Source organism: Glaciecola nitratireducens FR1064 (assembly GCF_000226565.1).
Taxonomy (GTDB): domain Bacteria; phylum Pseudomonadota; class Gammaproteobacteria; order Enterobacterales; family Alteromonadaceae; genus Glaciecola; species Glaciecola nitratireducens.
The window spans coordinates 2,974,678-2,998,244 of the sequence record NC_016041.1; the positions used below are offsets into that span (position 1 = coordinate 2,974,678).

General features: G+C 43.8%; 19 protein-coding genes. All 19 read right to left on the minus strand.

Features of this window, described 5'->3' with window-relative positions:
• Window positions 1–20: 20 nt before the first annotated feature.
• Window positions 21–2,717: a preprotein translocase subunit SecA gene (gene secA / locus GNIT_RS12775; RefSeq protein WP_014109658.1), complete on the minus strand. Its 2,697-nt coding sequence runs from the start codon at window positions 2,715–2,717 to the stop codon at window positions 21–23.
• Window positions 2,718–2,876: 159 nt separating this feature from the next.
• Window positions 2,877–3,749, minus strand: coding sequence for a M23 family metallopeptidase (locus GNIT_RS12780; protein WP_014109659.1), 873 nt, complete (start codon window positions 3,747–3,749; stop codon window positions 2,877–2,879).
• A 205-nt stretch (window positions 3,750–3,954) separates the two neighbouring features.
• Complete coding sequence (lpxC, locus tag GNIT_RS12785; protein ID WP_014109660.1) at window positions 3,955–4,869, minus strand: UDP-3-O-acyl-N-acetylglucosamine deacetylase; 915 nt, start codon at window positions 4,867–4,869, stop codon at window positions 3,955–3,957.
• A 151-nt stretch (window positions 4,870–5,020) separates the two neighbouring features.
• Window positions 5,021–6,178: a cell division protein FtsZ gene (gene ftsZ, locus GNIT_RS12790; protein ID WP_041246426.1), complete on the minus strand. Its 1,158-nt coding sequence runs from the start codon at window positions 6,176–6,178 to the stop codon at window positions 5,021–5,023.
• A gap of 81 nt (window positions 6,179–6,259) precedes the next feature.
• Entirely contained in the window at window positions 6,260–7,489 is a 1,230-nt protein-coding gene (ftsA, locus tag GNIT_RS12795; RefSeq protein ID WP_014109662.1) for a cell division protein FtsA, read from the minus strand.
• Window positions 7,490–7,506: 17 nt separating this feature from the next.
• Window positions 7,507–8,403, minus strand: a complete 897-nt coding sequence (locus GNIT_RS12800) for a cell division protein FtsQ/DivIB (protein ID WP_014109663.1) — start codon at window positions 8,401–8,403, stop codon at window positions 7,507–7,509.
• Between the two features lie 4 nt (window positions 8,404–8,407).
• Window positions 8,408–9,397, minus strand: a complete 990-nt coding sequence (locus GNIT_RS12805; RefSeq protein WP_014109664.1) for a D-alanine--D-alanine ligase — start codon at window positions 9,395–9,397, stop codon at window positions 8,408–8,410.
• On the minus strand, window positions 9,394–10,824 hold the full coding sequence (murC, locus tag GNIT_RS12810; RefSeq protein ID WP_041246861.1) for a UDP-N-acetylmuramate--L-alanine ligase: 1,431 nt from the start codon (window positions 10,822–10,824) through the stop codon (window positions 9,394–9,396). The genes GNIT_RS12805 and murC overlap by 4 nt, the downstream gene beginning before the upstream one ends.
• A 110-nt stretch (window positions 10,825–10,934) precedes the next feature.
• Window positions 10,935–12,110 carry an undecaprenyldiphospho-muramoylpentapeptide beta-N-acetylglucosaminyltransferase gene (gene murG / locus GNIT_RS12815; protein ID WP_014109666.1) on the minus strand — a complete coding sequence of 392 codons (1,176 nt, stop codon included), beginning with the start codon at window positions 12,108–12,110 and terminating at the stop codon, window positions 10,935–10,937.
• Window positions 12,103–13,398, minus strand: a complete 1,296-nt coding sequence (gene ftsW, locus GNIT_RS12820) for a cell division protein FtsW (protein WP_014109667.1) — start codon at window positions 13,396–13,398, stop codon at window positions 12,103–12,105. Before ftsW ends, murG begins: the two co-directional genes overlap by 8 nt.
• Window positions 13,398–14,837, minus strand: a complete 1,440-nt coding sequence (murD, locus tag GNIT_RS12825; protein WP_014109668.1) for a UDP-N-acetylmuramoyl-L-alanine--D-glutamate ligase — start codon at window positions 14,835–14,837, stop codon at window positions 13,398–13,400. Before murD ends, ftsW begins: the two co-directional genes overlap by 1 nt.
• The gene (mraY, locus tag GNIT_RS12830; protein ID WP_014109669.1) at window positions 14,838–15,926 is read right to left on the minus strand and encodes a phospho-N-acetylmuramoyl-pentapeptide-transferase; all 1,089 of its coding nucleotides are present in this window, start codon (window positions 15,924–15,926) and stop codon (window positions 14,838–14,840) included.
• Window positions 15,920–17,329, minus strand: coding sequence for a UDP-N-acetylmuramoyl-tripeptide--D-alanyl-D-alanine ligase (locus GNIT_RS12835; RefSeq protein ID WP_014109670.1), 1,410 nt, complete (start codon window positions 17,327–17,329; stop codon window positions 15,920–15,922). Before GNIT_RS12835 ends, mraY begins: the two co-directional genes overlap by 7 nt.
• Window positions 17,326–18,906 (minus strand): UDP-N-acetylmuramoyl-L-alanyl-D-glutamate--2,6-diaminopimelate ligase, encoded by a 1,581-nt coding sequence (locus GNIT_RS12840; RefSeq protein WP_014109671.1) that lies wholly within the window; start codon window positions 18,904–18,906, stop codon window positions 17,326–17,328. Before GNIT_RS12840 ends, GNIT_RS12835 begins: the two co-directional genes overlap by 4 nt.
• Complete coding sequence (locus GNIT_RS12845) at window positions 18,893–20,698, minus strand: peptidoglycan glycosyltransferase FtsI (protein WP_014109672.1); 1,806 nt, start codon at window positions 20,696–20,698, stop codon at window positions 18,893–18,895. Before GNIT_RS12845 ends, GNIT_RS12840 begins: the two co-directional genes overlap by 14 nt.
• On the minus strand, window positions 20,688–21,020 hold the full coding sequence (gene ftsL / locus GNIT_RS12850) for a cell division protein FtsL (protein WP_014109673.1): 333 nt from the start codon (window positions 21,018–21,020) through the stop codon (window positions 20,688–20,690). Before ftsL ends, GNIT_RS12845 begins: the two co-directional genes overlap by 11 nt.
• Window positions 21,017–21,955 carry a 16S rRNA (cytosine(1402)-N(4))-methyltransferase RsmH gene (rsmH, locus tag GNIT_RS12855; protein WP_014109674.1) on the minus strand — a complete coding sequence of 313 codons (939 nt, stop codon included), beginning with the start codon at window positions 21,953–21,955 and terminating at the stop codon, window positions 21,017–21,019. The genes ftsL and rsmH overlap by 4 nt, the downstream gene beginning before the upstream one ends.
• Window positions 21,952–22,410 (minus strand): division/cell wall cluster transcriptional repressor MraZ, encoded by a 459-nt coding sequence (mraZ, locus tag GNIT_RS12860; RefSeq protein ID WP_041246427.1) that lies wholly within the window; start codon window positions 22,408–22,410, stop codon window positions 21,952–21,954. The genes rsmH and mraZ overlap by 4 nt, the downstream gene beginning before the upstream one ends.
• 282 nt (window positions 22,411–22,692) lie before the next feature.
• The gene (locus GNIT_RS12865) at window positions 22,693–23,463 is read right to left on the minus strand and encodes a SapC family protein (protein ID WP_014109676.1); all 771 of its coding nucleotides are present in this window, start codon (window positions 23,461–23,463) and stop codon (window positions 22,693–22,695) included.
• Window positions 23,464–23,567 lie beyond the last annotated feature (104 nt).

Consider the following 23,567-nt stretch of genomic DNA (forward strand, 5'->3'; position numbering starts at 1 on the left):
AAATAGCCTGGGTAAGCGTCCTAAGACAGCTTACCGTGACATTGCTTGTACTTCTTACCTGAACCACACGGACAAGGATCGTTGCGGCCCACTTTTGGACCAGTACGCTGAGAAACAGCAGGCCTCTCAGCTTCTGGCTCTGTTACCGACTCGTGTTCAAATTTACGTTCAACTTCAGCAGCACGGCGTTGTTCTTCTACCGCTTCTACATCTGCCTGTTGCTGAACCTGCACACGACTTAATATGCTGATGACGTCTACTTTGAGAGTGTCTAGCATTTGCGAGAACAGCTCAAACGATTCGCGCTTATATTCTTGCTTTGGATTTTTCTGAGCATAACCACGTAAGTGGATACCTTGACGCAAATGGTCCATCGCCGCTAAATGCTCTTTCCACAAACCGTCAAGGCTTTGCAGCATAACCGCTTTTTCAAAGTTGCGTATAACTTCTGGGCCCACGGTGGTTTCTTTTAATTCGTAAGCTTTCACAATTTCGTCGAAAATGCGCTCTCTAATGGTTTCTTCAAATAATTTATCGTCGTTATCAAGCCATTGCTGCACAGGAGCATCGACGGCGAAGTCGCTCTTCAAACGCTCTTCTAAGCCTGCAACATCCCACATTTCTTCTAAAGACTGTGGTGGTATATATTCACTAATAACGTTTGATACAACATCTTTTCTGATGTTAGCGATCATTGAACCAATGTCACCGTCATCTAACAACTCGTTACGCTGTTCATAGATAACGCGACGCTGATCGTTCGCAACATCATCATACTCAAGTAAAGACTTACGAATATCGAAGTTGCGCCCTTCAACTTTACGTTGTGCATTCTCAATAGCGCGAGAAACCCATGGGTGTTCGATTGACTCACCTTTCTCCATGCCAAGGCGCTTCATCATATTACCCATCTTCTCAGAGGCAAAAATACGCATCAGTGCATCATCAAGCGATAGATAAAAACGTGAAGAGCCTGCGTCACCTTGACGACCTGAACGACCACGTAGCTGATTATCAATACGACGCGACTCGTGGCGTTCAGTGCCGATAATATGCAAACCACCAGAGGCTAACACTGCATCGTGACGTTTCTGCCATTCTGCTTTAACGTGTTCTAACTGCTGTTCTGTTGGATTCTTTAGCTTCTCAATTTCAGCTTGTAAATTACCACCCAACACAATGTCCGTGCCACGACCCGCCATATTCGTAGCAATAGTCACTGCACCCGGCATACCGGCGTTTGCAACGATATCCGCTTCTTGCTCATGGAATTTTGCATTGAGTACTTTGTGCTGGATTTTTGCCTTTTTCAAGACGCTGGAAAGTAGTTCTGAGTTTTCAATTGAAACGGTACCAACAAGAGTTGGTTGACCGCGTTCAACGCAGCTTAGAATGTCTTCGACGATGGCATCATATTTTTCCGCAGCGGTAAGATAAATTTTATCCGCTCGGTCATCACGCACCATTGGCTTGTTGGTTGGAATAACAACCGTTTCTAAACCGTAAATGTGCTGAAACTCGAATGCTTCTGTATCAGCAGTACCTGTCATACCTGACAGCTTGTCGTATAGACGGAAGTAATTTTGAAAGGTAATTGACGCTAAGGTTTGATTTTCATTTTGGATGTTTACGCCTTCTTTGGCCTCAATTGCTTGGTGCAAGCCTTCGGACCAACGACGTCCTTCCATTGTGCGACCGGTATGTTCGTCAACAATGATAATGTCGTCACCCTTAACAATGTAATCAACATCTTTTGCAAATAACTTGTGAGCGCGCAAAGCGGCATTCACGTGGTGTAATAAGGAAATATTCGCAGCAGCGAACAAAGATTCTGCTTCGTCTAAGATCCCGTGCTTTTGCAATAATTCTTCAACGAAGATTTGACCCGTTTCGGTCAAGTGTATTTGTTTGCCTTTTTCGTCGATGGTGTAATGACCATCGCCAATGTTGTCTTCTTCATCTTCCTTCTCCTGCTGCTGCAACTCAGGAATAATCAGATTAATCTTTCTATATAACTCAGAGCTATCTTCTGCCGCGCCTGAGATAATCAGTGGTGTTCTTGCTTCATCGATAAGGATTGAGTCGACTTCGTCGATAACCGCAAAATGCAGTCCGCGCTGAACTCGGTCTTGTGGACTAAACGCCATATTATCGCGCAGATAATCGAAACCAAATTCATTATTGGTGCCGTAAGTGATGTCAGCTTCATAAGCAGCACGCTTTTCTGCAGGACTTAAACCAGGAATGTTACAACCCACAGTTAGCCCAAGAAAATCAAATAGTGGTCTGCTGCCGTCGGCATCACGCTTTGCGAGATAATCATTCACCGTAATAACGTGAACGCCTTTGCCCGAAATTGCATTTAAATAAGAGGGTAAAGTAGAGGTTAAGGTTTTACCTTCACCCGTGCGCATTTCAGCAATCTTTCCTTGGTGTAAAACCAAACCGCCTTTCATTTGCACATCAAAGTGACGCATTTTGAAAACACGCTTACTGGCTTCTCGAACGACTGCGAACGCTTCTGCTGCTATTGCATCCATCGATTCGCCTTTTTCTAAGCGCTCTCTGAATATAGCTGTTTTACCCTTTAGCTCATCGTCGGAAAGTTCTTCGAATGTTTTCTCATATTCATTAACAGCAACAACTGTCTTTTTTAACTTTTTGAGTAAACGGTCGTTACGACTGCCAAATACTTTTTTCAAGGTGCTTGATAACATGCTATATGATTTTCCAAAAATGACTAAAATAAAACGCGCAACATAGTAACAATTATGCAGCGAATAAACTAGGGCGTACTAGATAAGCTTAGCACTGAACTGAGCTATTTAAATGAGTCAGGAGTGGAATTGAACTGGAGAAAACTAAATATCAGTTTTTTAGCGATAGATAAATGGTAGAGGATCGACCTGTTGACCGTTTTTGAGAACTTCATAATGCACATGTGCACCTGTTGATCGACCAGTATTGCCAACTAATGCGATACCTTGACCTTTAGTAACAACGTCGCCGACTTCAACCGACAATTGGGCGTTGTGACCGTATCTTGTTCTTAAACCGTTTCCGTGATCAATTTCAACTAGTTTTCCATATCCATATCTGTCGCCAGACCAGGTTACAACACCAGCACCTGTTGCAATAACGTCTTCACCTTCTTTGCCTGCGAAATCTAAGCCTTTGTGCATAGATGGGCGGCCAGTGAATGGGTCTTTGCGAACACCGTAATAAGAAGACAACCAACCTGTATCGACTGGACGTCCTGCTAACTCACTTTCTCTTTCTATATTGAGGCCTAACATCAAAGATTCAAGGGCGGTGAGTTGCTGAATTTTAAAATCTAATGTCTCAGACATTTTATTGATTTGATTTGTTAAAGATGATTCGGTGGCGTTCAGCGTTTGCATTTCTTCGCTCAACGTAAAATCTTCTTTGTTCAGACCGGCCTTTTCAGCCATGGTTGCTGTGAGCAACTCCATCTGATTAATTCGGTTTTGCAGGATAGCTAACTGATTAACGATCCCGCCAACTTGCTGTTGCGTGTTAACTTTTAATTGATCGACTAGATTTGCTTGCTGCTCTAAGCCTGTCTTTATGACGTTAACGCGAACATGATTTTCATAGACGGATTCAGTTGAGCGGCTAGAGATAAGGAAGATAATCGATGCTATTACAGACAAGCTCAACAGCTTGCGAGCGGATATCCGCTTCACAAATCTGCGATTCTTGCCTTTGTAAAGTATCGTAAAACTCATCATTACCCTTTATATGTTTGCTTTTAATCGTACCTTTGTACCGTAACAATGTCGCGAAACGACCCTTATTACGTTATTGTGCCTGCAGTCTAACTCTCTTATCGGCAGATAGAAACATTTACCAAGCGCACCTACTTATCTTAATTTATACCTGTTACTGCTGTTCAAGCCGCTTTCTTACACGCCAATCGATACAAGCGAGAGATTAAAAGGCTAAGGAAGGTTCGATGTATCTTATGGGTAAGCTGTCTTCATTCTCAAACTCTACATACTTCCATGCGCTGGCATCATTAAGTATTGCATTTAATAACTTATTATTTAAACCATGGCCTGTTTTGTAAGCAACAAGCTCACCAATTAGGCTATGTCCGCCCAAGTAGAGGTCGCCAACAGCATCCAATATTTTATGTTTAAGAAATTCGTCACTGCAGCGCAAGCCTTCAGGATTTAACACTCTATATTCATCTAGCGCGACAGCATTATCCATGCTGCCACCTAAAGCAAGATTCATCGAGTTCATAAGTTCTAAGTCTTTCATAAAACCGAAGGTTCTGGCTCTACTAACTTCGTCAACGTACGAATCAACAGAAAAGTCGAGTTCGACTCGTTGTCTACTGGCCGCGATAGCTGGATGTTCAAAATCAATTTCGAAATTAACTTTAAAGCCGTCATGAGGCCTAAACTCTGCCCACTTATCGCCGTCTTCGACGCGCACAGTTTTGATCACTTTGATGAATTTTTTAGGGGCATCTAGCTCTTGTACACCGGCACTCTGGAGCAAGAAGATGAAAGGAGATGCACTGCCGTCCATTATAGGAAGCTCGTGGCTATCAACTTCAACGATAATATTATCAATGCCTAAACCAGACAGCGCAGAAGCTAGGTGCTCTACGGTATGAATGGAGTGACCTTCAGCATTAGTGATACAAGTACACAGCATTGTATCTCCAACGGCATCAGCCTTGGCTTGAATGTCTGCGTGCGGTTGTAAATCAACGCGACGAAAAACGATACCGGTGTTCGCAGGGGCAGGACGTAAAGTCATTGTGACTTTGCGTCCTTTATGCAAACCGATGCCCGTCTCTTTAACAGACTCTTTAATAGTACGTTGTTTTATCATTTTGTTTTATTCACCAAACAGAAAAACGGCGCATATTATATTACTCAATCACTTTATTGTCAAAGAGTTACAATATTACAAGCTTTTTTTTAAAAACAGTGACTGTTCAGACCACTACAACTAAACATGAATCTAGTTATAATTTATTAGTCTAATCAGCCTGTTTTCTCAAAAATGCTGGAATATCAAGATACTCTAATTCATTACTTGGTTGAGCTTCGTCGTCTAACTTTAACGCTTGGTTACCATCAGTGCTGCCCGAGGACTTATGGTCTCTTGAACCAGACGTGTAGTCTCTACCTACAGCACTCACGCGCGCATTATCATTGACCAAACTGATGTCAGGCTTGCGTTCTGCGCCGATACCAGTGGCGACAACAGTCACGCGAACTTCATCAGTGAGTTCAGGATCGATGACCGTACCAACAACAACTGTCGCATTTTCTGAAGCAAATGCTTTAACCGCATTACCCACGATTTCATATTCGTCGATAGCAAAGTCTAGGCCTGCTGTGATGTTAACTAAGATGCCGCGAGCACCAGATAGGTCGATATCTTCTAGCAGAGGACAAGCGATTGCAGCTTCTGCAGCTTCTTCAGCTCTATCTTCACCTCTACCAACACCGCTGCCCATCATTGCCGTGCCCATTTCTGACATCACAGTTTTCACATCGGCGAAATCAACGTTGATCAAACCAGGACGAGTAATAAGCTCAGCAATACCCTGTACGGCGCCGCGAAGTACATCATTCGCCGCACTAAAAGCCTGTAGCAAAGGCGTGCCTTTACCCATCACTTTTAAGAGTTTTTCATTTGGGATCGTGATCAATGAATCGACGTGCTTAGAAAGCTCGGCAATGCCTTGATTAGCAAAATCAGAACGCTTTTTGCCTTCGAATGGGAATGGTTTAGTCACAACAGCAACCGTCAATATTCCCATTTCTTTAGCAATTTTAGCCACTTCTGGAGCTGCCCCAGTTCCCGTTCCACCGCCCATTCCAGCCGTAATGAAAACCATATCAGCGCCTTCCAGCGTTTGACGGATTTTTTCACGATCTTCTTGAGCAGCTTCTCGACCCACATTTGGATCGGCGCCAGCGCCTAAACCCTTTGTGACTTCGTTACCAATTTGTAGTTTGATGTGAGCACTCGATGTCTTCAATACCTGCGCATCGGTATTCATGGCGATAAAATCTACGCCTTCGATCATGTGCTGAACCATATATTCGACGGCATTACCACCGCCACCTCCGACGCCAACTACTTTAATGACGGCTTCGTCGCTTTGACTGTCCATTAGTTCGAACATTCTGCTTCTCCGGTATACTGAAACCTATTTCTTTTATTATTTCGGTTTCAAATTGTTTTAGCGCTAACGGTTAAGAGCCCCCTAAAATTCGCCCTTAAACCAGCTTTGGATGCGTTTTAATACGCTTTCTTCGCCTTTCTTTGAAGACGTTCTTTTATTGTTTATATTTTGCTTACCATACTGTAACAGACCCACTGCCGTAGCAAAACAGGCATCATCAACATATTCAGCCAAACCTTTGACTGAGTGAGGCTTCCCAACCCTTACTGGCATTTGGAAAATTTCCTCGGCAAACTCTACAGCGCCTTCCATCTTGGCTGTTCCGCCAGTGATGACAAGCCCTGCAGCAATTTGTTCTTCTAAACCACTCGCTTTGATTTGCTCGTAAGCTAATTCAAATAGCTCTTGATATCTTGGTTCAATCACTTCAGCTAAAGTATGGCGCGACATCACTCTTGCAGGTCGTCCACCAACACTAGGTACTTCAATGCTTTCTTCCATGCTCACCATATCTTTCAGTGCACATGCATATTTTGTTTTAATGTCTTCCGCATTGCTCATTGGCGTGCGAAAAATTTTCGCAATATCGCTGGTAATCTGATTACCCGCTAACGGAATAACTGCCGTGTGGCGAATAGCGCCATCGGTGTAAATCACGATATCCATAGTGCCGCCACCGATATCGATCACGCAGACACCTAGTTCGCGCTCATCATCCGTCAATACGGCGTAACTTGAAGCCAAGGCTGAGAAGATGGTTTGATCGACACTCAAATCACAACTTTCAACACACTTGACCAGATTTTTTGCCATATCTTCAGCGCACGTAATAATATGCGCAGCGGCTTCCATTCTTACGCCCGACATGCCAATGGGATTTTTTATCCCCTCTTGCACATCGATAACAAATTCTTGCGGTAACACATGAAGTAACTTACGTTCGGCTGCCATTGGCACAGAGCGTGCGGCGTGGATAACGTTATCCACATCGTCTTGCGTGACTTCTTGATTATTGATTGGCACCATCCCGCTCTCGTTTTGACACTGAACGTGACGCCCTGAAATTGACATGAATACTGAAGATACACTGCAGTCGGCCATCAATTCCATCTCATTAACCGCTTGTCTTACTGACTGAACAACAAGGTTCAAGTCATTCACACCGCCCTTGTCCATTCCTCGGGACTTGTGTGTGCCAACGCCAATAATACTAATGCTATCATCGTCGAGTAATTCGCCGACAATTGCTTTGATTACGCTGGTTCCGATGTCTAAACCGACAATTAGGTCTCTTTCAGTAGCTTTAGACATGTTTCATATCGCTCATTTTAATCATTATTTTCAGTAATTTCTTGTTCTTTTTTATCATTTTTTTGCCAGCCCACGGCAAGCCCTATATCATACCGCAAATCGATGTAATTAATCGCCTTATTTTGTGCCTGTAACAGCGGAAATATATCGATAAAATTCTGCAATCTATCGATAAACTGCTGACGCCCTATATTTAGGCGTATTCCATTGCTCAGCTCTACTCTCCAAGCGAATCTTTCACTTAAAAATAAAGCGTTAATTGTTAGTCCAGTCGAGCCCAACAGCGACTGCATTGCATTGAATCCGGCTAGTGCCGTTTTTTCACTGCCACCCGGCCCGAATAATTGAGGTAATTTTTTGTTAGGATCACCTCCATCAAAAATATCACCTTCAGTATTCAACAAAAGATCTTCATTCCAAATTGCGACCGGCTGCTGCTCAACGAGATAAATATGCAAACTACTTGGCCAGCGCTTGCGCACTGATGCCCGATAAACCCAAGGCATATCCTCTAAAAGCTGATGTACTTTATTCACGTCTAATGCAAAAAAACTGCCTTTTTGATTCTGTCTGATAAGCGCTTCCATTTCTGCGTCTACCAAAATGCGTCTTTCACCGCTAAAAATAACTTTTTGCACCGGCAGCTGCTGCTCATCTTCAAGCCATTGTTTAACTTGAATACCACCGTAAATAAAACTGACGATCACAAACGTAAAAACGATTAGCCCAACGATTTTATTTGAAGATCCTGTTTCACCTGTTCTTTCATTTTCATCGAATAAATCTATCTCATCATCTAATGAGTCTAACTCATCGCTGGATTCAGTTCGATTTGAGCGATGAACAAGACTGCTGCTGTTCGCGGTATTTCTGCGAACATTGCGTCCAGTTTTTGATAAATCGCCCTTCGTCACTTCGCTACTCCAAACTTGACGTAAGAACTTGCAATACGAGCTGCTCGAAACTCAATCCCGCTTGTTTTGCAGCCTTTGGTACTAAGCTTGTTTCAGTCATACCCGGCACGGTATTGGATTCAAGTAACATGAATTCACCGTGCTCATTACGCATTAAATCAACCCTTCCCCAGCCTCTACCTGATAAGCCTTGAAAAGCACTAAGAGCAAGTTGACCTACCTGTTTTTCAGTCGTGTCGTCTAAGCCACTAGGGCAATGATACTCGGTGGTTTTATCGTTGTATTTGGCATCATAATCATAGAAAACGTGCGGTGTCGCCATGCGAATGGAAGGAAGTGCCACACCGTTCAAAATAGTGACCGTATATTCTGGTCCATTGATATATTGTTCAATTAACACATCGTCATCATATTCAAGCGCTTGTTTTACAGCGCTTTCAAGTTCGTCAGGCTGACTGACTTTCGCCATGCCAATGCTCGAACCTTCACGCGCAGGCTTTACCATCGCAACACCCGACAGTTTTGCTAAAAGTGCAGCATAATCTGGCTTTAAGGCTGCATTTACCTGATCCTTGGTAAGCACCTTATATGGCGCGGTTGGCAATGCTAAAGTTGACCATACTTGTTTCGAATAAACTTTATCCATGGCTAAAGCTGAACCCAAAACGCCTGTACCGGTGTACGGAATACCTAACAACTGCAGAGCACCTTGCATGCTTCCATCTTCGCCGCCGCGACCGTGTAAAATGATAAATGCGCGGTCAAATCCCAGTGCTATAAGATCACCGATTGGATTTTCTGCAGGATCAAACTTATGTGCATCGACACCAGCAGCTTGCAGCGCGTTGAGCACAGCCGTGCCGGATGCCAGACTGACTTTTCGTTCAGCGGAATTGCCGCCGAACAACACAGCTACTTTGCCAAACACGTCCTTGCTAATTGCACCGATGTCGGTTGCGCTTTTTTCGTTTACGCTATTTACTCGTTGGTTCATGCATCGCTCGCTTTTTTCAACAACGCTACTTTACTCAATTCAGCGATGGACAGCGATTGCGCTATTTCACCAATGTTGCCAGCACCTTGTGCAAAAACAACGTCGCCGTCACTTAACACATCAGCTAAAATTTTATATAGGTTCTGCTGTGAACTCACATAAATGGGTTCTAAATTGCCACGTTGGCGAATAGAACGACACAAAGACTTGCTATCGATACCGTCAATAGGTTCCTCACTAGCGGCATAAATATCGAGCAGTAATAGCACATCAACTTGCGACAAAACTTCTACGAAATCTTCGTATAGATCGCGGGTCCGAGAATATCGATGCGGTTGATAAATCATAACCACGCGCTTTTCTTTCCAGTTGTTGCGCGCCGCAGCAATCGTCATTGCAACTTCCGTTGGATGATGACCGTAATCATCGACCAAAATTGTGCTGCCATAGTCCTGAGTAAATTGCCCCAGTACTTGAAAACGACGCCCGATACCTTGGAAACTTTGTAGTGCTAAGAGAATATCTGCATCGCTGATACCTTCATCAGTGGCCACCGCAATAGCCGCTGTAGCGTTCAACACGTTGTGAATACCAGGCAAACTGAGTTTTACATGCAGTGCAGTTTTATCTTTGCGTTTAACCGTAAAGTGGCTGAAATTCAGTTCATATTTAACGTCAATAGCTTGATAATCGTTACCGTCTGCTTGACCATAAGTTAAGTATTTTCTGCCGACTTTAGGCAAGATTTCTTGCACTACTTCGTCGTCACCACAGACAACCGCTAAACCGTAAAAAGGTAAGTTGTGGAGAAACTCGACGTAAGCGTTTTTCATTTTAGAAAAATCACCTTGATACGCTTCGAGATGATCCGCTTCAATATTGGTGATCACCGACAGTGTCGGTTGCAAATGTAAAAATGAAGCGTCACTTTCGTCAGCTTCAGCAATCAGGTATTTACTCGCCCCTAATTTTGCATTCGTGCCGGCACTATTAAGTAGTCCACCGATAACATACGTCGGGTCTAGCTTGGCTTGTGAAAATATGGTCGCTATCAAACTCGTTGTAGTGGTTTTACCGTGCGTACCCGCTACCGCGATGCCATAGCGAAAGCGCATCAGTTCAGCTAACATCTCTGCACGACGAATAATCGGTATACGCAGTTCGGTCGCAATTTGAATTTCAGGGTTACTTTTATTAATTGCGCTGGACACAACAACTGCATCCGCTTGCTGCACATTTTCAGCAGCATGACCTATGAAAATTTCCGCACCTAGCTTGATTAAACGAGCGGTCATGCTGCTATGCTTCATGTCAGAACCTGACACTTGATAGCCTAAATTGAGCACAACTTCGGCAATGCCACCCATTCCCGCGCCACCGATACCAATAAAATGCAGTTTTTGCACCCGACGCATTTTGTGCGGCATCAATGCCACACTATTGTCGCTTTGCTCAGTGGTTGACTCAGCAATAGATTTCTCAATAGCTTTTTTACTAGGTCGCTCAACCGCGCCTGCTGGTGAATTATTTTCAATACTCACAATGTGTCCCTTAAACCTTCCTGCATAATAGCAGAGGCTACTTTGAGTGTGGCGTCTTGAATACAAAGCGCTCTCGCTTTGCGCCCCATCTCTTTTATCTTATCTGGATTTGACAACAAGGCATCTAACTGCGAATACAAGTTTTCCGCAAGTTTGTCTTGCTGAATGAGTATTGCGGCATCGTTGTCACTCAATGATCTCGCATTGTAAGTTTGATGATCGTCGACTGCAATTGGTAAAGGCACAAAAATAGCGCAACTTTCAGTGGCCGCAACTTCAGCAACTGTCAACGCGCCGGCGCGACATATCACTATGTCAGCCTTAGCAAATTCAGCAGGAATGTCATCGATGAATTCAATTACGCTATCGTCTGGCTGCGTGTATTGCGCTTTGACCGGCTCTGATTTGCCCTTGCCCGCTTGATGCACAACACTTATGGTATATTTTTGACGAAGTTGCGTGACCACTTTAGGGATTTGTTGATTTAACGCCAGCGCGCCTAAACTGCCACCTACAATGAGAAAGCGATAAGCGTTGTCAGCGTGCTGCGTTTTAGCTGCGTGAAAAAACTCCGCTCTTACTGGGTTACCTACAAACTCGACATTGCTCGGTGACCGACTCGCATTGGCAGATGCCTGCACGTTGAAACCACACAGCACCCGTTTTGCAACTTTAGCCAACCATTTATTGGTCATGCCAAATACAGCATTTTGTTCATGTATAACAATCGGAATACCTAATGTCCAAGCTGCAATGCCGCCGGGACCACTTGCGAAACCACCCATACCTAGCACTGCATTTGGCTGCAAAGTTTTAAGCATTTTTCTGGCTTGCCAAACTGCTGAAATCAGCATAAACGGAGAGAAAATCTTCGCTGCAAGGCCTTTCCCCCGAACGCCTTTTACATCCAAAAAATGAATGGGAAAGCCATGTTTAGGAACAACGTCAGCTTCCATTTTATCCGCGGTACCAAACCACTCTATTCGCCAACCTTGTTTTGTCATTTCGTGTGCGACTGCTAAGCCAGGGAAAACATGTCCGCCTGTTCCACCTGCCATAACAACTAGCAATGGCTTACGTGAAGGATTGGATTTCTTCAACACATCACCATGGCTATACTGCTTTTTTTGCTTTGACGCTGAGTTTCCTTGAATATCGGTAACCTTAGACATTATCAGCAGCCTCTTCGGTAACCTGAGATTTTTTTTGTTCCGCCTTTCTGCTGCTGCCTTTCTTATTCGTTCTTTTGCTACCGCCACGCTTGAGTGCCTGCACACCATCAACTCTTAATTCGAAGTCGATGCGCAACAAAATGGCAACCGCAACTGACATTACAATGAGTGAAGAACCGCCGTAACTGACAAGCGGCAAGGTTAAACCTTTAGTTGGTAAGATACCTGTACTTGCCCCTACATTAACGGCAGTTTGGAAACTGAACCAGATTCCAATACCGTAAGCTAAAAACCCATCGAAAGGACGTTCTTGCGCCATCGCCCGATTGCCAATACGAAGCGCGATGGCAACCATGGAAAGGATCAATATCAACACGACTAACACGCCGATGTAACCGAGCTCTTCGGCCAATATTGCCATGATAAAGTCGGTATGGGCTTCGGGCAAAAACTCGAGTTTTTGCAGGCTATTCCCTAAACCTTGACCAAACCAAGAACCTCGACCGTAAGCCATTAATGACTGAGTCAACTGATAACCAGAACCAAATGGATCGGCCCAAGGATCGAGAAATGCAGTCACACGTTTAACTCTGTAGGGTTCAAAAAGTATGAGAGCAACAACCGCTAAAACGCCGGTAAAAACTAGACCAAAGAACTGCCATAATTTAGCACCAGCCAAAAACAATAAACCGATGGTAGTGGCAAACATAACAATAACCGTGCCCAAATCTGGTTGATTCAGCAATAGCACTGCGAGTAAGAAAAAGACGGCTAATGGCTTAACAAATCCCTTAAAATTTTCAGTAATTTCTTCGTATCTTCTCACCAAGTAGCCAGCTAAATAACAAAAGAAAAACAGCTTAGCGGGTTCAGCGGCCTGTATCGTAATTGGACCAATGACAATCCATCGTGTGCTGCCATTCACGGTGCGGCCAATGATAAGCACGGCAACTAATAAAACGATGGCGAATAAAAGTAGATACGGGTTGGCAACCCGCCAGAAGTTCATCGGCAGATTCAGTACGATCATAGCAGCGATGATTGCAATACCAATATAGATGGCGTGGCGAATAGCGAAGTAAAATGGATTGCCATGCAGCCTCTCAGCAATCGGCATTGAGGCCGAGGTGACAATCACAAAACCAATAGCAAACAATGTTAATGCGATTAACACCAAAACAAGATCGTACGGACGATTTTGATTAATATCGCTATCAGCTAAGCTTTCATGCCTTGCAGCAAAAAGGGCAGACAATCTAGTGCTCGCTTGCATATTGGTATTCGCCATTATGCCACCTGCTCTTTCACTGCATTCACAAAAACATCGCCTCTTTCTTGATAGTTGCTAAACATATCAAGGCTCGCGCATGCTGGGGAAAGCAGAACGACGGCGTTTTCATAATCCGCTTTTTGCAACAGCGAAATTGCTGTTGATACGGCTTGCTGAAGATCACGAACGCGAATGGCTTTAGGTACAAGCTGGATGAACTTTTGCGCATCTTTGCCCAATACGATGAGGTGTTTAACTTGAGTATCGATCAATTCTTTCAGTGGCAATAAGTCAACACCCTTTGCGTCGCCGCCGGCAATAAGCACGAGATAATCATCAGAATTTTTAAAGCAGGCTAAAGCAGCTTGGCAGGCGCCAACGTTCGTTGCCTTCGAATCATTGATCCACGAAATGTTTGACACTTTATCGCCATCAATTTTGTTCGACGCATGGATAGTTTGAAAACGATGCGGCAAACCTTGATAAGCACAAATGGCTTCAATAGTTAGCTTTCTATCGAGCATCAGTTGATCGCATATAGCGAGCACGATCATGGCGTTAATATAATTATGAGCACCTTTTAGCTGCAGGTCAGACAGCATAAACAAGCTTACACCGTTAAATTGAACAAAAGGCTCAGATGTTTTTTGATCTTTGCTAATTGAATAACCTGTGTCTGTGCTTTTTAAACCAACTTCAGCGCATATTCGCTTTGTTTTTTGCCGAGTTTCTTGGTCGCTGTTGACGGTGTTGTTTCCAACATGACTTTCAGGATAACTAAGCACCTCATCTCGACATGCAATTATATTTTTGCTCATACTGAAAATGCGTTGTTTAGCTAATTTGTATGCATCAAAACTACCGTGACGATCTAAATGATCTTCAGTAATATTCAGAATAGTCGCAAATTCAAGCCGCAGTGATTCAGTCATTTCTAACTGATAGCTTGATAGTTCCAACACCACGATATCTAGTGGTTTTACTCTGCTCGCTTCTTCTAACAATAGGTCAATTGCGCATTTGCCATAGTTTCCTGCCAGTTCAACCTGTAAACCTGCATGGGTAAGCACTTTGCCCAACATGTCTGTTACCGTAGTTTTACCATTTGAACCTGTAATGCCAATTAACGGTGTTTTATTAAACCAAGCGAATAGTTCGATGTCACCGATGAGAGTACCGCCTTGTTGACGATATTGTTGAAAGCAAGGCTGATGCGGATTAACGCCAGGGCTGACAACCACAATTGAAAATTCAGATAAGGACATTGAAGGCTCAAAAACAGCGGCACTAACATTTTTCTCGTCAATCAGCTCTTCGTCGACCTTAGCTTGAATATTTATATCGCGGTCAAGCACACATACTTTTGCCTCTTGAGAAAGCAAAAACCGGACACATGCGCGCCCGGTAATACCATAGCCTATAACGGCAATTGATTGATGTGCCAAATCCCTATTCATTTATCTCAGCTTCAAAGTTGCCAGTCCAATCAGGACTAAAATTAATGAAATAATCCAAAACCGCACAATCACGCGAGGTTCCGGCCAGCCTTTTAATTCGTAGTGATGATGTATTGGTGCCATTCTAAAAATACGTTTGCCCCGCATTTTAAAAGATCCAACTTGCAGTATCACAGAAAGTGCTTCAACGACGAAAACGCCTCCCATGACAATAAACACGATTTCTTGACGTACTAAAATGGCTAATAATCCGAGTGTTGCGCCTAAAGAGAGTGAACCAACGTCGCCCATAAAAACTTGGGCTGGATAAGTGTTGAACCATAAAAATCCGAGGCCCGCGCCGACGATTGCCGTGCACACAATCACCAACTCGCTGGTCATAGGTATAAACGGAATATTGAGATAGGCTGAAAAGTTAATGTTTCCGGTGACATAAGCGAAAATAGCAAATGCACCCGCAACTAAAATGATAGGAACAATAGCTAATCCATCCAGCCCATCGGTCAAGTTCACCGCGTTACTGGTGCCAACTAAAGCAAAGTAGGCAATAACCATGTAAAACACACCGAGTTGTGGCATCACTTCTTTGAAAAACGGAACTATTAATGCAGTTTCTGCAGCAATTTGAGGGTTAGCCGTGTAGTACAAAAATGCTGAAACGACGACAGCGATCACCGACTGCCAAAAATACTTCCAGCGCGCAATTAAGCCTTTAGGATCTTTACGTACTACTTTTCGGTAGTCGTCAACAAAACCCACTAAGCCATACGCGACGATAACAACGAGCGTTACAACAACATATTTATTGGTTAGGTCTGCCCATAAAAGAACGCTAATTAATATAGCAGCTAAAATAAGCAAGCCCCCCATTGTGGGAGTGCCTGCTTTTGACAAGTGACTTTGTGGTCCATCATCACGCACAGTTTGTCCAATCTGCATCGTTTGCAACCAGCGGATCATCTTTGGACCAATGAGAATAGCGATTAACAAGGCGGTTAACGTGCTCAAAATAGCACGCAGGGTTAAGTATTGTACGACGTTAAATCCGGCATCGAACTTTGATAGCCACTCGGCTAGCCAAATTAACATGCTATACGCTCCCTACGCCTTTCGAACTTTCCCACAGGGCTTTCCTCGATTGCTTTTGCAACTAATTCCATTTTTGAACTTCTCGACCCTTTCACTAAGATACTGATGTCTCTCTGCTCACCAAATAAATTTTCATTTAGCATTGAAACAAGTGATTCTTTGTTGTCAAAGTGAAACCCATTTTCGTTAAAAACTTCGCTTGCGTAGTGACTTAAAACACCGATTGAATATATTGAAGTAATCCCTTTTGATTTGGCGTACTCACCCACTTGCTCGTGATAATAGCTTGCCTTATCACCCAGTTCAGCCATGTCGCCAAGCACCAAAACACGGTTACCAGGAAAGGTTGCCAACAAATCAATGGCTGCATTTACTGACGCAACGTTTGCGTTGTAGGTGTCATCTAAAAGACGAACCTGGTTGGTCAACTGCTTCACATTTAATCGCCCGCCTACTTCGCGCATATTGAATAAACCGAGCTGCACTTCTTCTAAACTTGCGCCAACGCAAATAGACATTGCTGCTGCGAGCAAGGCGTTACCGACGTTATGCGTGCCGGGAATACTTAACCGTATTGCCGCTCTGCCAGCGGGACAAACTAACTCAAACTCAGCACAGCCATCCATGCCCATAGCAATATCTTCAGCATGATAGTCGCCGTCTTCCGACTCTGGAGAGAATGTTAAACAATTCAAATGCGAGGTTTTACCTTCCCAAAATGAATAAAACTGGCTGTCGCGATTGAGTATTGCCGTACCTGTTGTACCAAGCCCTTTGAAGATTTCACTCTTAGCTCTAGCCACACCAAACAAACTACCAAAGCCTTCAAGGTGTGATGCTGCTGCATTGACAATAGTCGCCACGTCAGGCTTAACCAAATTAGTGGTATAGGCAATTTCACCCAGATGGTTTGCGCCCATTTCAATCACGGCATATTCGTGCTGTTTTTCAAGTCGCAATAAGGTGAGGGGAACACCAATGTCGTTGTTATAATTACCCTTAGTGAAAAGTACTTTACCCTTCACTGACAAAATAGATGCCACCATCTCTTTTACTGTTGTTTTACCACTACTGCCAGTAATACCAACGGTTTTAGGGTTAACTTCTTGCTTGACGGCGGCACCCAGTTTACCTAAAGCGATTTTGGTATCGTCAACTAATATCAACGGCAGTGGACAGTCAACAAGACGGTTAACAATAACCGCTGCGGCACCTTTTTCGAGGGCTTTAAATAAGTGTTCGTGAGCATCGTGATTAGGACCCACCAGCGCGATGAACAAATCACCGGGCTCTAATGTTCGCGTATCCGTGCTAACGCCTTTAATTTGCAGTTCTTCGACGCTTTTTGTATTGAGGCTTCCCTCTACTTTTTCAGCAATCCAAGATAATGAAACGGAAATCATCCTCTTAACTCCATGGTTAATTGTTTAACATATTCCCTCTCATTGTAATATTCGCGTACTGAGTTCAATTCGAGGTATTCTTCATGGCCTTTTCCTGCAACCACAATCAAATCGTCAGAATGACTATTCAAATAAGCGTGCTTGATTGCAGAGGTTCTTTCTAAATCTATACTTAGTTTTGACTTTTTTGTTATACCTTGCTGGATATCAGCAATGATATCTTCAGGCAGTTCGCTGCGACTGTTGTCTTGCGTAAGAATTATTTTATCCGCCAAATCTTCAGCCACTTTGCCCATTTGACTGCGTTTAGCGTTATCGCGATCGCCACCACAGCCAAAGATCACGATTAACTGTCCAATGACATGCTGACGCGCCGCCAATAGCGCCTGTTTAAGCGCATCTGGAGTATGTGCATAATCGACAATCATATTGCCATGCTTCGCCGACTCGAAGACTTCCATCCGTCCCGGTACACCGGCTAAGTGAGAAACGGCATTAACTAGTTGCTCAAAACTACCGCCTTGCAGAAGCAGCGCGCTCAGTGCAGTCAGTAAATTAGCAATGTTAAATTGACCGATTAAAGGAAGAGAAACGGCTGCATTCCCCCAACTTGTTTCAAGTTCAAACTCACTTCCATTAGGCGTAAAACGAGGATTTAGCGCAATGCAGTAAGTAAAGTTTTGAGGATGCTTCGCATACAACTGAAGCAATGCTTCTGATGAAGGTTGCTCGACCGCACAAAGGCAAATAGTAGTGTCCCGGGGCGCTTCTTCAATCCAATGGTGACTTTCTTTATCATCAGCATTTAAGACGACATATCGCACGCCGTCCTGTTTAAGTAAAAGACGTTTCGCCTGCGCATACTCTGCTAAGCTAGGATGATAATCTAGGTGATCTTGGGTTAAATTGGTAAAGGCTGCGACCTCAGTTTTAAAGCTGCTGAGTCTTTTTTGATGCAGACCATGTGATGATGCTTCAATACAAAGACGTTTTCCTCCCCGGTGTGCAACTAAATGAGCTAAGTAATGCACTGAGGCAATATCTGGAGTGGTATTTATGGTGTCTGAAATTTTGACGGCAGCTTTTCCTTTGGCATAAAAAGCAACACCCATAGTGCCTATTGTGCCAGCATCTTCACCACATGCTGCCGACAGCTGAGCGCAAATGTGGGCAACCGATGTTTTCCCGTTAGTGCCGGTAATGGCAACGCACTGTAGTTTGTTGGAAACATACTGATGGAAGGCACTGCATATTGAACCGATGTGTTTTTCTAGTTCATAAAAACGGACGATGAGTGCTTCCCCAACGCTCTCCTTTTCACCATGCTTTTCAGTATTGTCGGTATTAACGAGAATGAATTTGGCACCATTATCGAGCGCATTTTGAATGTATTTATTGCCATTAACATGAGTGCCTTGATGCGCAATAAACATCGAAGCTTGATCCGCTTCGCGACTGTCCAATACAATATTGTCAATCTTAATATCTGCAATGTCAGTATCAGCAATTGAAATGTCAAAAATCGCCAGTACTGAGGCGATTGAACGAGTATGTAACTTATCTTCATTGGACGTCATGCTGACCCCCTCTGTGGATACTCGCGGTCTTCGCGTTGTCGTCAGGCGGCACATTCAGCATTTGCAACGTACCCGACACTATCGCTGAAAACGTAGGTGCCGCTGTGTCGCCAGCGTGATATAAGTCGCCGCCTGGTTCGTTGATCAACACAACCACTGCTATCTGTGGATCAGAAACGGGGGCAATACCCGCGAAAATATTAACGTATTCTTCTCCGTATCCGCCAGCTACCGCCTTTCTGCTCGTTCCGGTTTTACCCGCAACACGATAACCAGGTACTCTTGCTTTTGTGCCAGAGCCACCTTCCTGCGTCACGCTTTCCATCATTTCCAATACAGCCATTGCATTTTCATGGCTAACGACGCGCTCTGGTAATTCTAATGCTGGCTCGTTCGACTTAATAATCGACAACGGTACTTTTACTCCGCCGTTTGCGATAGTTGCATACATTCTGGCAAGCTGAGCCGTCGTGACCGAAATATTGTAGCCGAATGATAACGATGACAGCTCGTGCTCAGACCAACGGTTACGCTCGTGAAAAATCCCGTTTGATTCTCCCACCATGTTGGTGCCGGTATCGCTCATTAAGCCCATATTATAATAGGTATCCATGAGAAAGTTTTTGTCTACTGACAACGCCAACTTCGAGGTGCCCATGTTGCTAGATTTCTGAATAATTTCTGTAAGAGTAATTTTTCCATAGTTGCGCGGGTCCTCCACTCGGCTGCCGCCCAAACGCATCCAACCGGGTGATGTGTCAACAATAGAGTCTTTTTGAACCGTGCCATATTCCAATGCAGCTAGTACTGCAATTGGCTTTAGTGATGAACCGGGCTCAAAAGCATCCGTTATCGCTCTGTTGCGTAAGCGGTGATTTGATACTGTTGCACGGTCGTTTGGGTTATATGATGGCGTATTCGCTAACGCGAGAATTTCACCCGTATGCACATCAACAATCACCACTGATGCCGACGCTGCTTTAAAGTAAAGTGTCGCTTCTTTAAGTTCGCGGTAAGCGAGCGCTTGAATGCGTTGATCAATAGTCAGCATTAAATCACCGGCTTTTTCACCGGCGTGCTGCTCAATAATTTCAACTTGACGGCCCTTTGCATCACGACGAATTTTACGTTTATCGGGTGTGCCTGTTAACCAGTCGTTATACAGTTTCTCAATGCCTTCAATACCTTTGTCATCGACATTGGTAAAGCCGATGACATGCGAAGAAACTTCTCCGGTCGGATAATACCGTTTAGATTCATTACGCAAATAGATACCGGGGATAGCCAACTCTTCAACAAAATTAGCCATTGCTGGCGTTACTTGGCGTTGAATATATACAAATCGGCGCTTCGGATTATCGACCTTGTCATAAAGACTTTGCACATCTCGACCTAACACTTCAGCCAGCGCTTGGAATCGGCGAGTATCAAGTGACTGCGTTTCACCGGTATCGCTATCAAAGGCGTTGACTACTTTCGGATCGGCCCATATTGCTTTTGAAGGTACGCTTACAGCGAGCTGTTCGCCGTGTCTATCGGTTATCAAACCGCGGTAGCTGGGATTATCACGCACTCGAATAGTGCGATTATCGCCTTGTTGGATTAATAGATCGGGCTCTATTACCTGAATGAAAGCGGCTCTTGCGGCTAAACAAACAAAGACTAATATCACGCTAAACAAGATCGTGAGAAAACGCCATTGCATGAGCATAGGAGACGTATTTTGTTTGGCTTGGCGGTCTTTGCTTGTTGCTCTTTTAGCAGATACACGCCGATTCGCGTTACCTGCCATTCGGTTTCCCTCGCACCAATACCTCGTCTTCCGGACCCGGACGACGCATATTTAGGTTTTCACTCACTAGCTGCTCAATGCGGTTATGCTCAGTTAAGGCACTTTGTTCAATGATGAGGTGACGCCACTCAACATCTAACTCATCTTTTTCTTGAATTAAAGACTCATGCTGCATCGACAATTGACGATTGTGATGGGCACTCAATACCACACCTATTGCGGTTGCAATAACAGCAATGAACAAAATAACCTTTAACAAATTACGACCTAAATCAGAGGTAATAAGCAACAGCAAGTTGAAGTTGGTACTGGGCATGTTCATAATTTTTCCGCCACTCTAAGCACTGAACTGCGAGATCGCACGTTTTGCGCAATTTCTTCAGCGGAAGGTTTAACGGCTTTACCGATGGCTTTCACCACCTTGTCTGCATCAATCTCATGCTGCATTATTGGCATACCATGAGGAACATCTTTACCCTTGCTCATTGTTCTAATAAAGCGCTTTACCACTCTATCTTCAAGCGAATGAAAACTGATGACCGCTAATCTACCGCCGCTCTTAAGTACTTTGACCGCACCTTCTAAGCCTTGGTTCAATTGATCTAGTTCACCGTTAATAAAAATCCTAACGCCTTGGAAACTTCGAGTAGCTGGATGCTTAAATTTATCCTTTACTGGCACCGCTTTATCAATAAGTTGAGCAAATTCAGACGTAGTTTCTAAGGGTTTAATGACTCTTTGTTCGAGAACGGCATGGGCAATTCGCTTGCCAAATTTTTCTTCGCCATAGGTTTTTAATACCATGGTGATTTCTTCAAGACTGGCTTTATTTAACCAATCGGCGGCACTGATACCGCTAGATCGGTCCATACGCATATCCAGTGGACCGTCTTTTTGAAAGCTGAAGCCGCGAGTGGCATCATCTAGCTGTGGGGACGACACCCCTATATCCATTAATACACCATCAATGTTGCACATCAGCTCAAGTTCGTTGACCACGTCTTCAATGTTTGAAAATGCGACGTGATGAATGCTGAATCTAGGGTCGTCGATAAAACGTTGAGCAGACATAATTGCAGTATCGTCACGATCCAATGCAATGAGCCTGCCTTTACTTGAAAGTTGTTTGAGAATTGCAGCGCTATGACCGCCGCGCCCGAACGTAGCATCAATATAAATGCCATCTGGCTTAATGTTTAAGCCAGCGATTGATTCATTGAGTAGTACTGCGCGATGAACAAACGTGTCGGTTGTCATAGTGAGAAATCCTGAAGACGTTCAGTAAGCTCAAATTGACCTTGCTTTTCGGTTTCGATGTCTTCAGAAATTTGTTTCTGCCAAACGTCCGCATCCCAAATCTCAAATTTATTGAGCTGGCCAACAAGCATGATTTGTTTGTCGAGAGCGGCATGTTGACGAAGTGTAGGAGCGAGTAATATACGCCCGCTTTTGTCCATTTCGCCTTCCATTGCATAGCCGAGTAACAGGCGTTGAAGACGACGTTCTTGTGGATTAGTACTAGAAAGCTTACTAAGTTTAAGCTCAATTTCCTCCCATTCGGGGAGGGGGTAAAGTAGCAAACAGTTTTGTGACGTATCGATAGTGCAGACCAGCTGTCCCTGGCAATCATCCAACAGCGACTGACGATACCTTGTAGGTATCGTTAGCCGACCTTTGCTGTCCAGATTAATTGCGTTAGCGCCGCGGAACATTCCCCTAGCCTTTTATTATTATTAGTAGCTCATATTTTTATTATTTTTATTAAGCTGGTTGCACATTATCGAAAAAAACCATTTTTCGCCACTTTGACCCACTTTTGACAGTTTATGTACCATCATGCCCCACTGTCAAGCACATTTGCATCAAAGTTGGTAAATAGTTACAACCCTGAACTGTACATAAACACAGGCTTTGCATAAATTTAAGATATAAAAAAACCACCCGAAGGTGGTTTTTACGTTAGTTTTTAGCTGCTTATATTTTAAGCGCTTAACTTAGCTTTTCTTTTCTTCTTTCGCTTCTTTGTCTTCTTTCGGCACCGGTCTAATCTGAACTGTTTTGATCGGCTTGTCGCCTTTGTTCGATAATTCAACTAAACGGTTCAATTGAGCCAACGACATCATCACTGCATACATCGCGCCTAAGAAACCGGCTTTATGTAATTCAAGAATAACAGTATCGTCTAGTTCATTAAGCTTCTTCTCATTGATGCTCATGATACCTGTAACGTTACGAGCTGTTCCATCTTGGTACTGTATACCAATTTGAATATTCTCTAGCAGGTCAAGCTCCACAACGCGTTTTACGAAACGTTGGTTCAGCATTTCACTGTTTGCTAATTCTGCTAGGAATTGTTGACGATTTTTTAAGAAATCAGTCGGTTCGCCGTCTTCAGTGAATAAAGCTTCACCTTCATCCGCAACTAGATGACTGTTTTCATCGAAGAATACACCCAACTTGTCGCCGTCAGGACGAATATCAAAAGGATAACGCTGTATATTCAATGGTACATGTGGCCCCTGCCATCTTTCTTCTGACCAAAACAAGTTAACGTTCTGATCAACACCAAGCATTGCGACAGTGTGAATATTTTTGTTAGTCGGATCTTCAATGAAGACTACTGGCATTGTTGATGCCAAATGCGCGAACTCACGAATAGTTGCGGCTGCGAGATGCGTCTCTTTTGCGAAGCTAAGATCTAGTTGAGGAATGATTTTTAGATCTTTGTGCTTTGTTTTGTCCAACGGAATATAATTAATAGCCATGTTGTTTTAGTTCTCTTTACTTGTTTTTGATGCGGCTATTTCTAATCGTTAGCACTACATCGTTCAGTCATGAAACTGCCATGAAAGGTTTACGAATAACCAGT

What these genes read in the sequence shown, in the direction of transcription:
- secA (WP_014109658.1), bottom strand. Translation starts at nt 2,717, where the DNA reads ATGTTATCAAGCACCTTGAAAAAAGTATTTGGCAGTCGTAACGACCGT.
- GNIT_RS12780 (WP_014109659.1), bottom strand. Translation starts at nt 3,749, where the DNA reads ATGAGTTTTACGATACTTTACAAAGGCAAGAATCGCAGATTTGTGAAG.
- lpxC (WP_014109660.1), bottom strand. Translation starts at nt 4,869, where the DNA reads ATGATAAAACAACGTACTATTAAAGAGTCTGTTAAAGAGACGGGCATC.
- ftsZ (WP_041246426.1), bottom strand. Translation starts at nt 6,178, where the DNA reads ATGTTCGAACTAATGGACAGTCAAAGCGACGAAGCCGTCATTAAAGTA.
- ftsA (WP_014109662.1), bottom strand. Translation starts at nt 7,489, where the DNA reads ATGTCTAAAGCTACTGAAAGAGACCTAATTGTCGGTTTAGACATCGGA.
- GNIT_RS12805 (WP_014109664.1), bottom strand. Translation starts at nt 9,397, where the DNA reads ATGAACCAACGAGTAAATAGCGTAAACGAAAAAAGCGCAACCGACATC.
- murC (WP_041246861.1), bottom strand. Translation starts at nt 10,824, where the DNA reads ATGCCGCACAAAATGCGTCGGGTGCAAAAACTGCATTTTATTGGTATC.
- murG (WP_014109666.1), bottom strand. Translation starts at nt 12,110, where the DNA reads ATGTCTAAGGTTACCGATATTCAAGGAAACTCAGCGTCAAAGCAAAAA.
- ftsW (WP_014109667.1), bottom strand. Translation starts at nt 13,398, where the DNA reads ATGGCGAATACCAATATGCAAGCGAGCACTAGATTGTCTGCCCTTTTT.
- murD (WP_014109668.1), bottom strand. Translation starts at nt 14,837, where the DNA reads ATGAATAGGGATTTGGCACATCAATCAATTGCCGTTATAGGCTATGGT.
- mraY (WP_014109669.1), bottom strand. Translation starts at nt 15,926, where the DNA reads ATGTTAATTTGGCTAGCCGAGTGGCTATCAAAGTTCGATGCCGGATTT.
- GNIT_RS12835 (WP_014109670.1), bottom strand. Translation starts at nt 17,329, where the DNA reads ATGATTTCCGTTTCATTATCTTGGATTGCTGAAAAAGTAGAGGGAAGC.
- GNIT_RS12840 (WP_014109671.1), bottom strand. Translation starts at nt 18,906, where the DNA reads ATGACGTCCAATGAAGATAAGTTACATACTCGTTCAATCGCCTCAGTA.
- GNIT_RS12845 (WP_014109672.1), bottom strand. Translation starts at nt 20,698, where the DNA reads ATGGCAGGTAACGCGAATCGGCGTGTATCTGCTAAAAGAGCAACAAGC.
- ftsL (WP_014109673.1), bottom strand. Translation starts at nt 21,020, where the DNA reads ATGAACATGCCCAGTACCAACTTCAACTTGCTGTTGCTTATTACCTCT.
- rsmH (WP_014109674.1), bottom strand. Translation starts at nt 21,955, where the DNA reads ATGACAACCGACACGTTTGTTCATCGCGCAGTACTACTCAATGAATCA.
- mraZ (WP_041246427.1), bottom strand. Translation starts at nt 22,410, where the DNA reads ATGTTCCGCGGCGCTAACGCAATTAATCTGGACAGCAAAGGTCGGCTA.
- GNIT_RS12865 (WP_014109676.1), bottom strand. Translation starts at nt 23,463, where the DNA reads ATGGCTATTAATTATATTCCGTTGGACAAAACAAAGCACAAAGATCTA.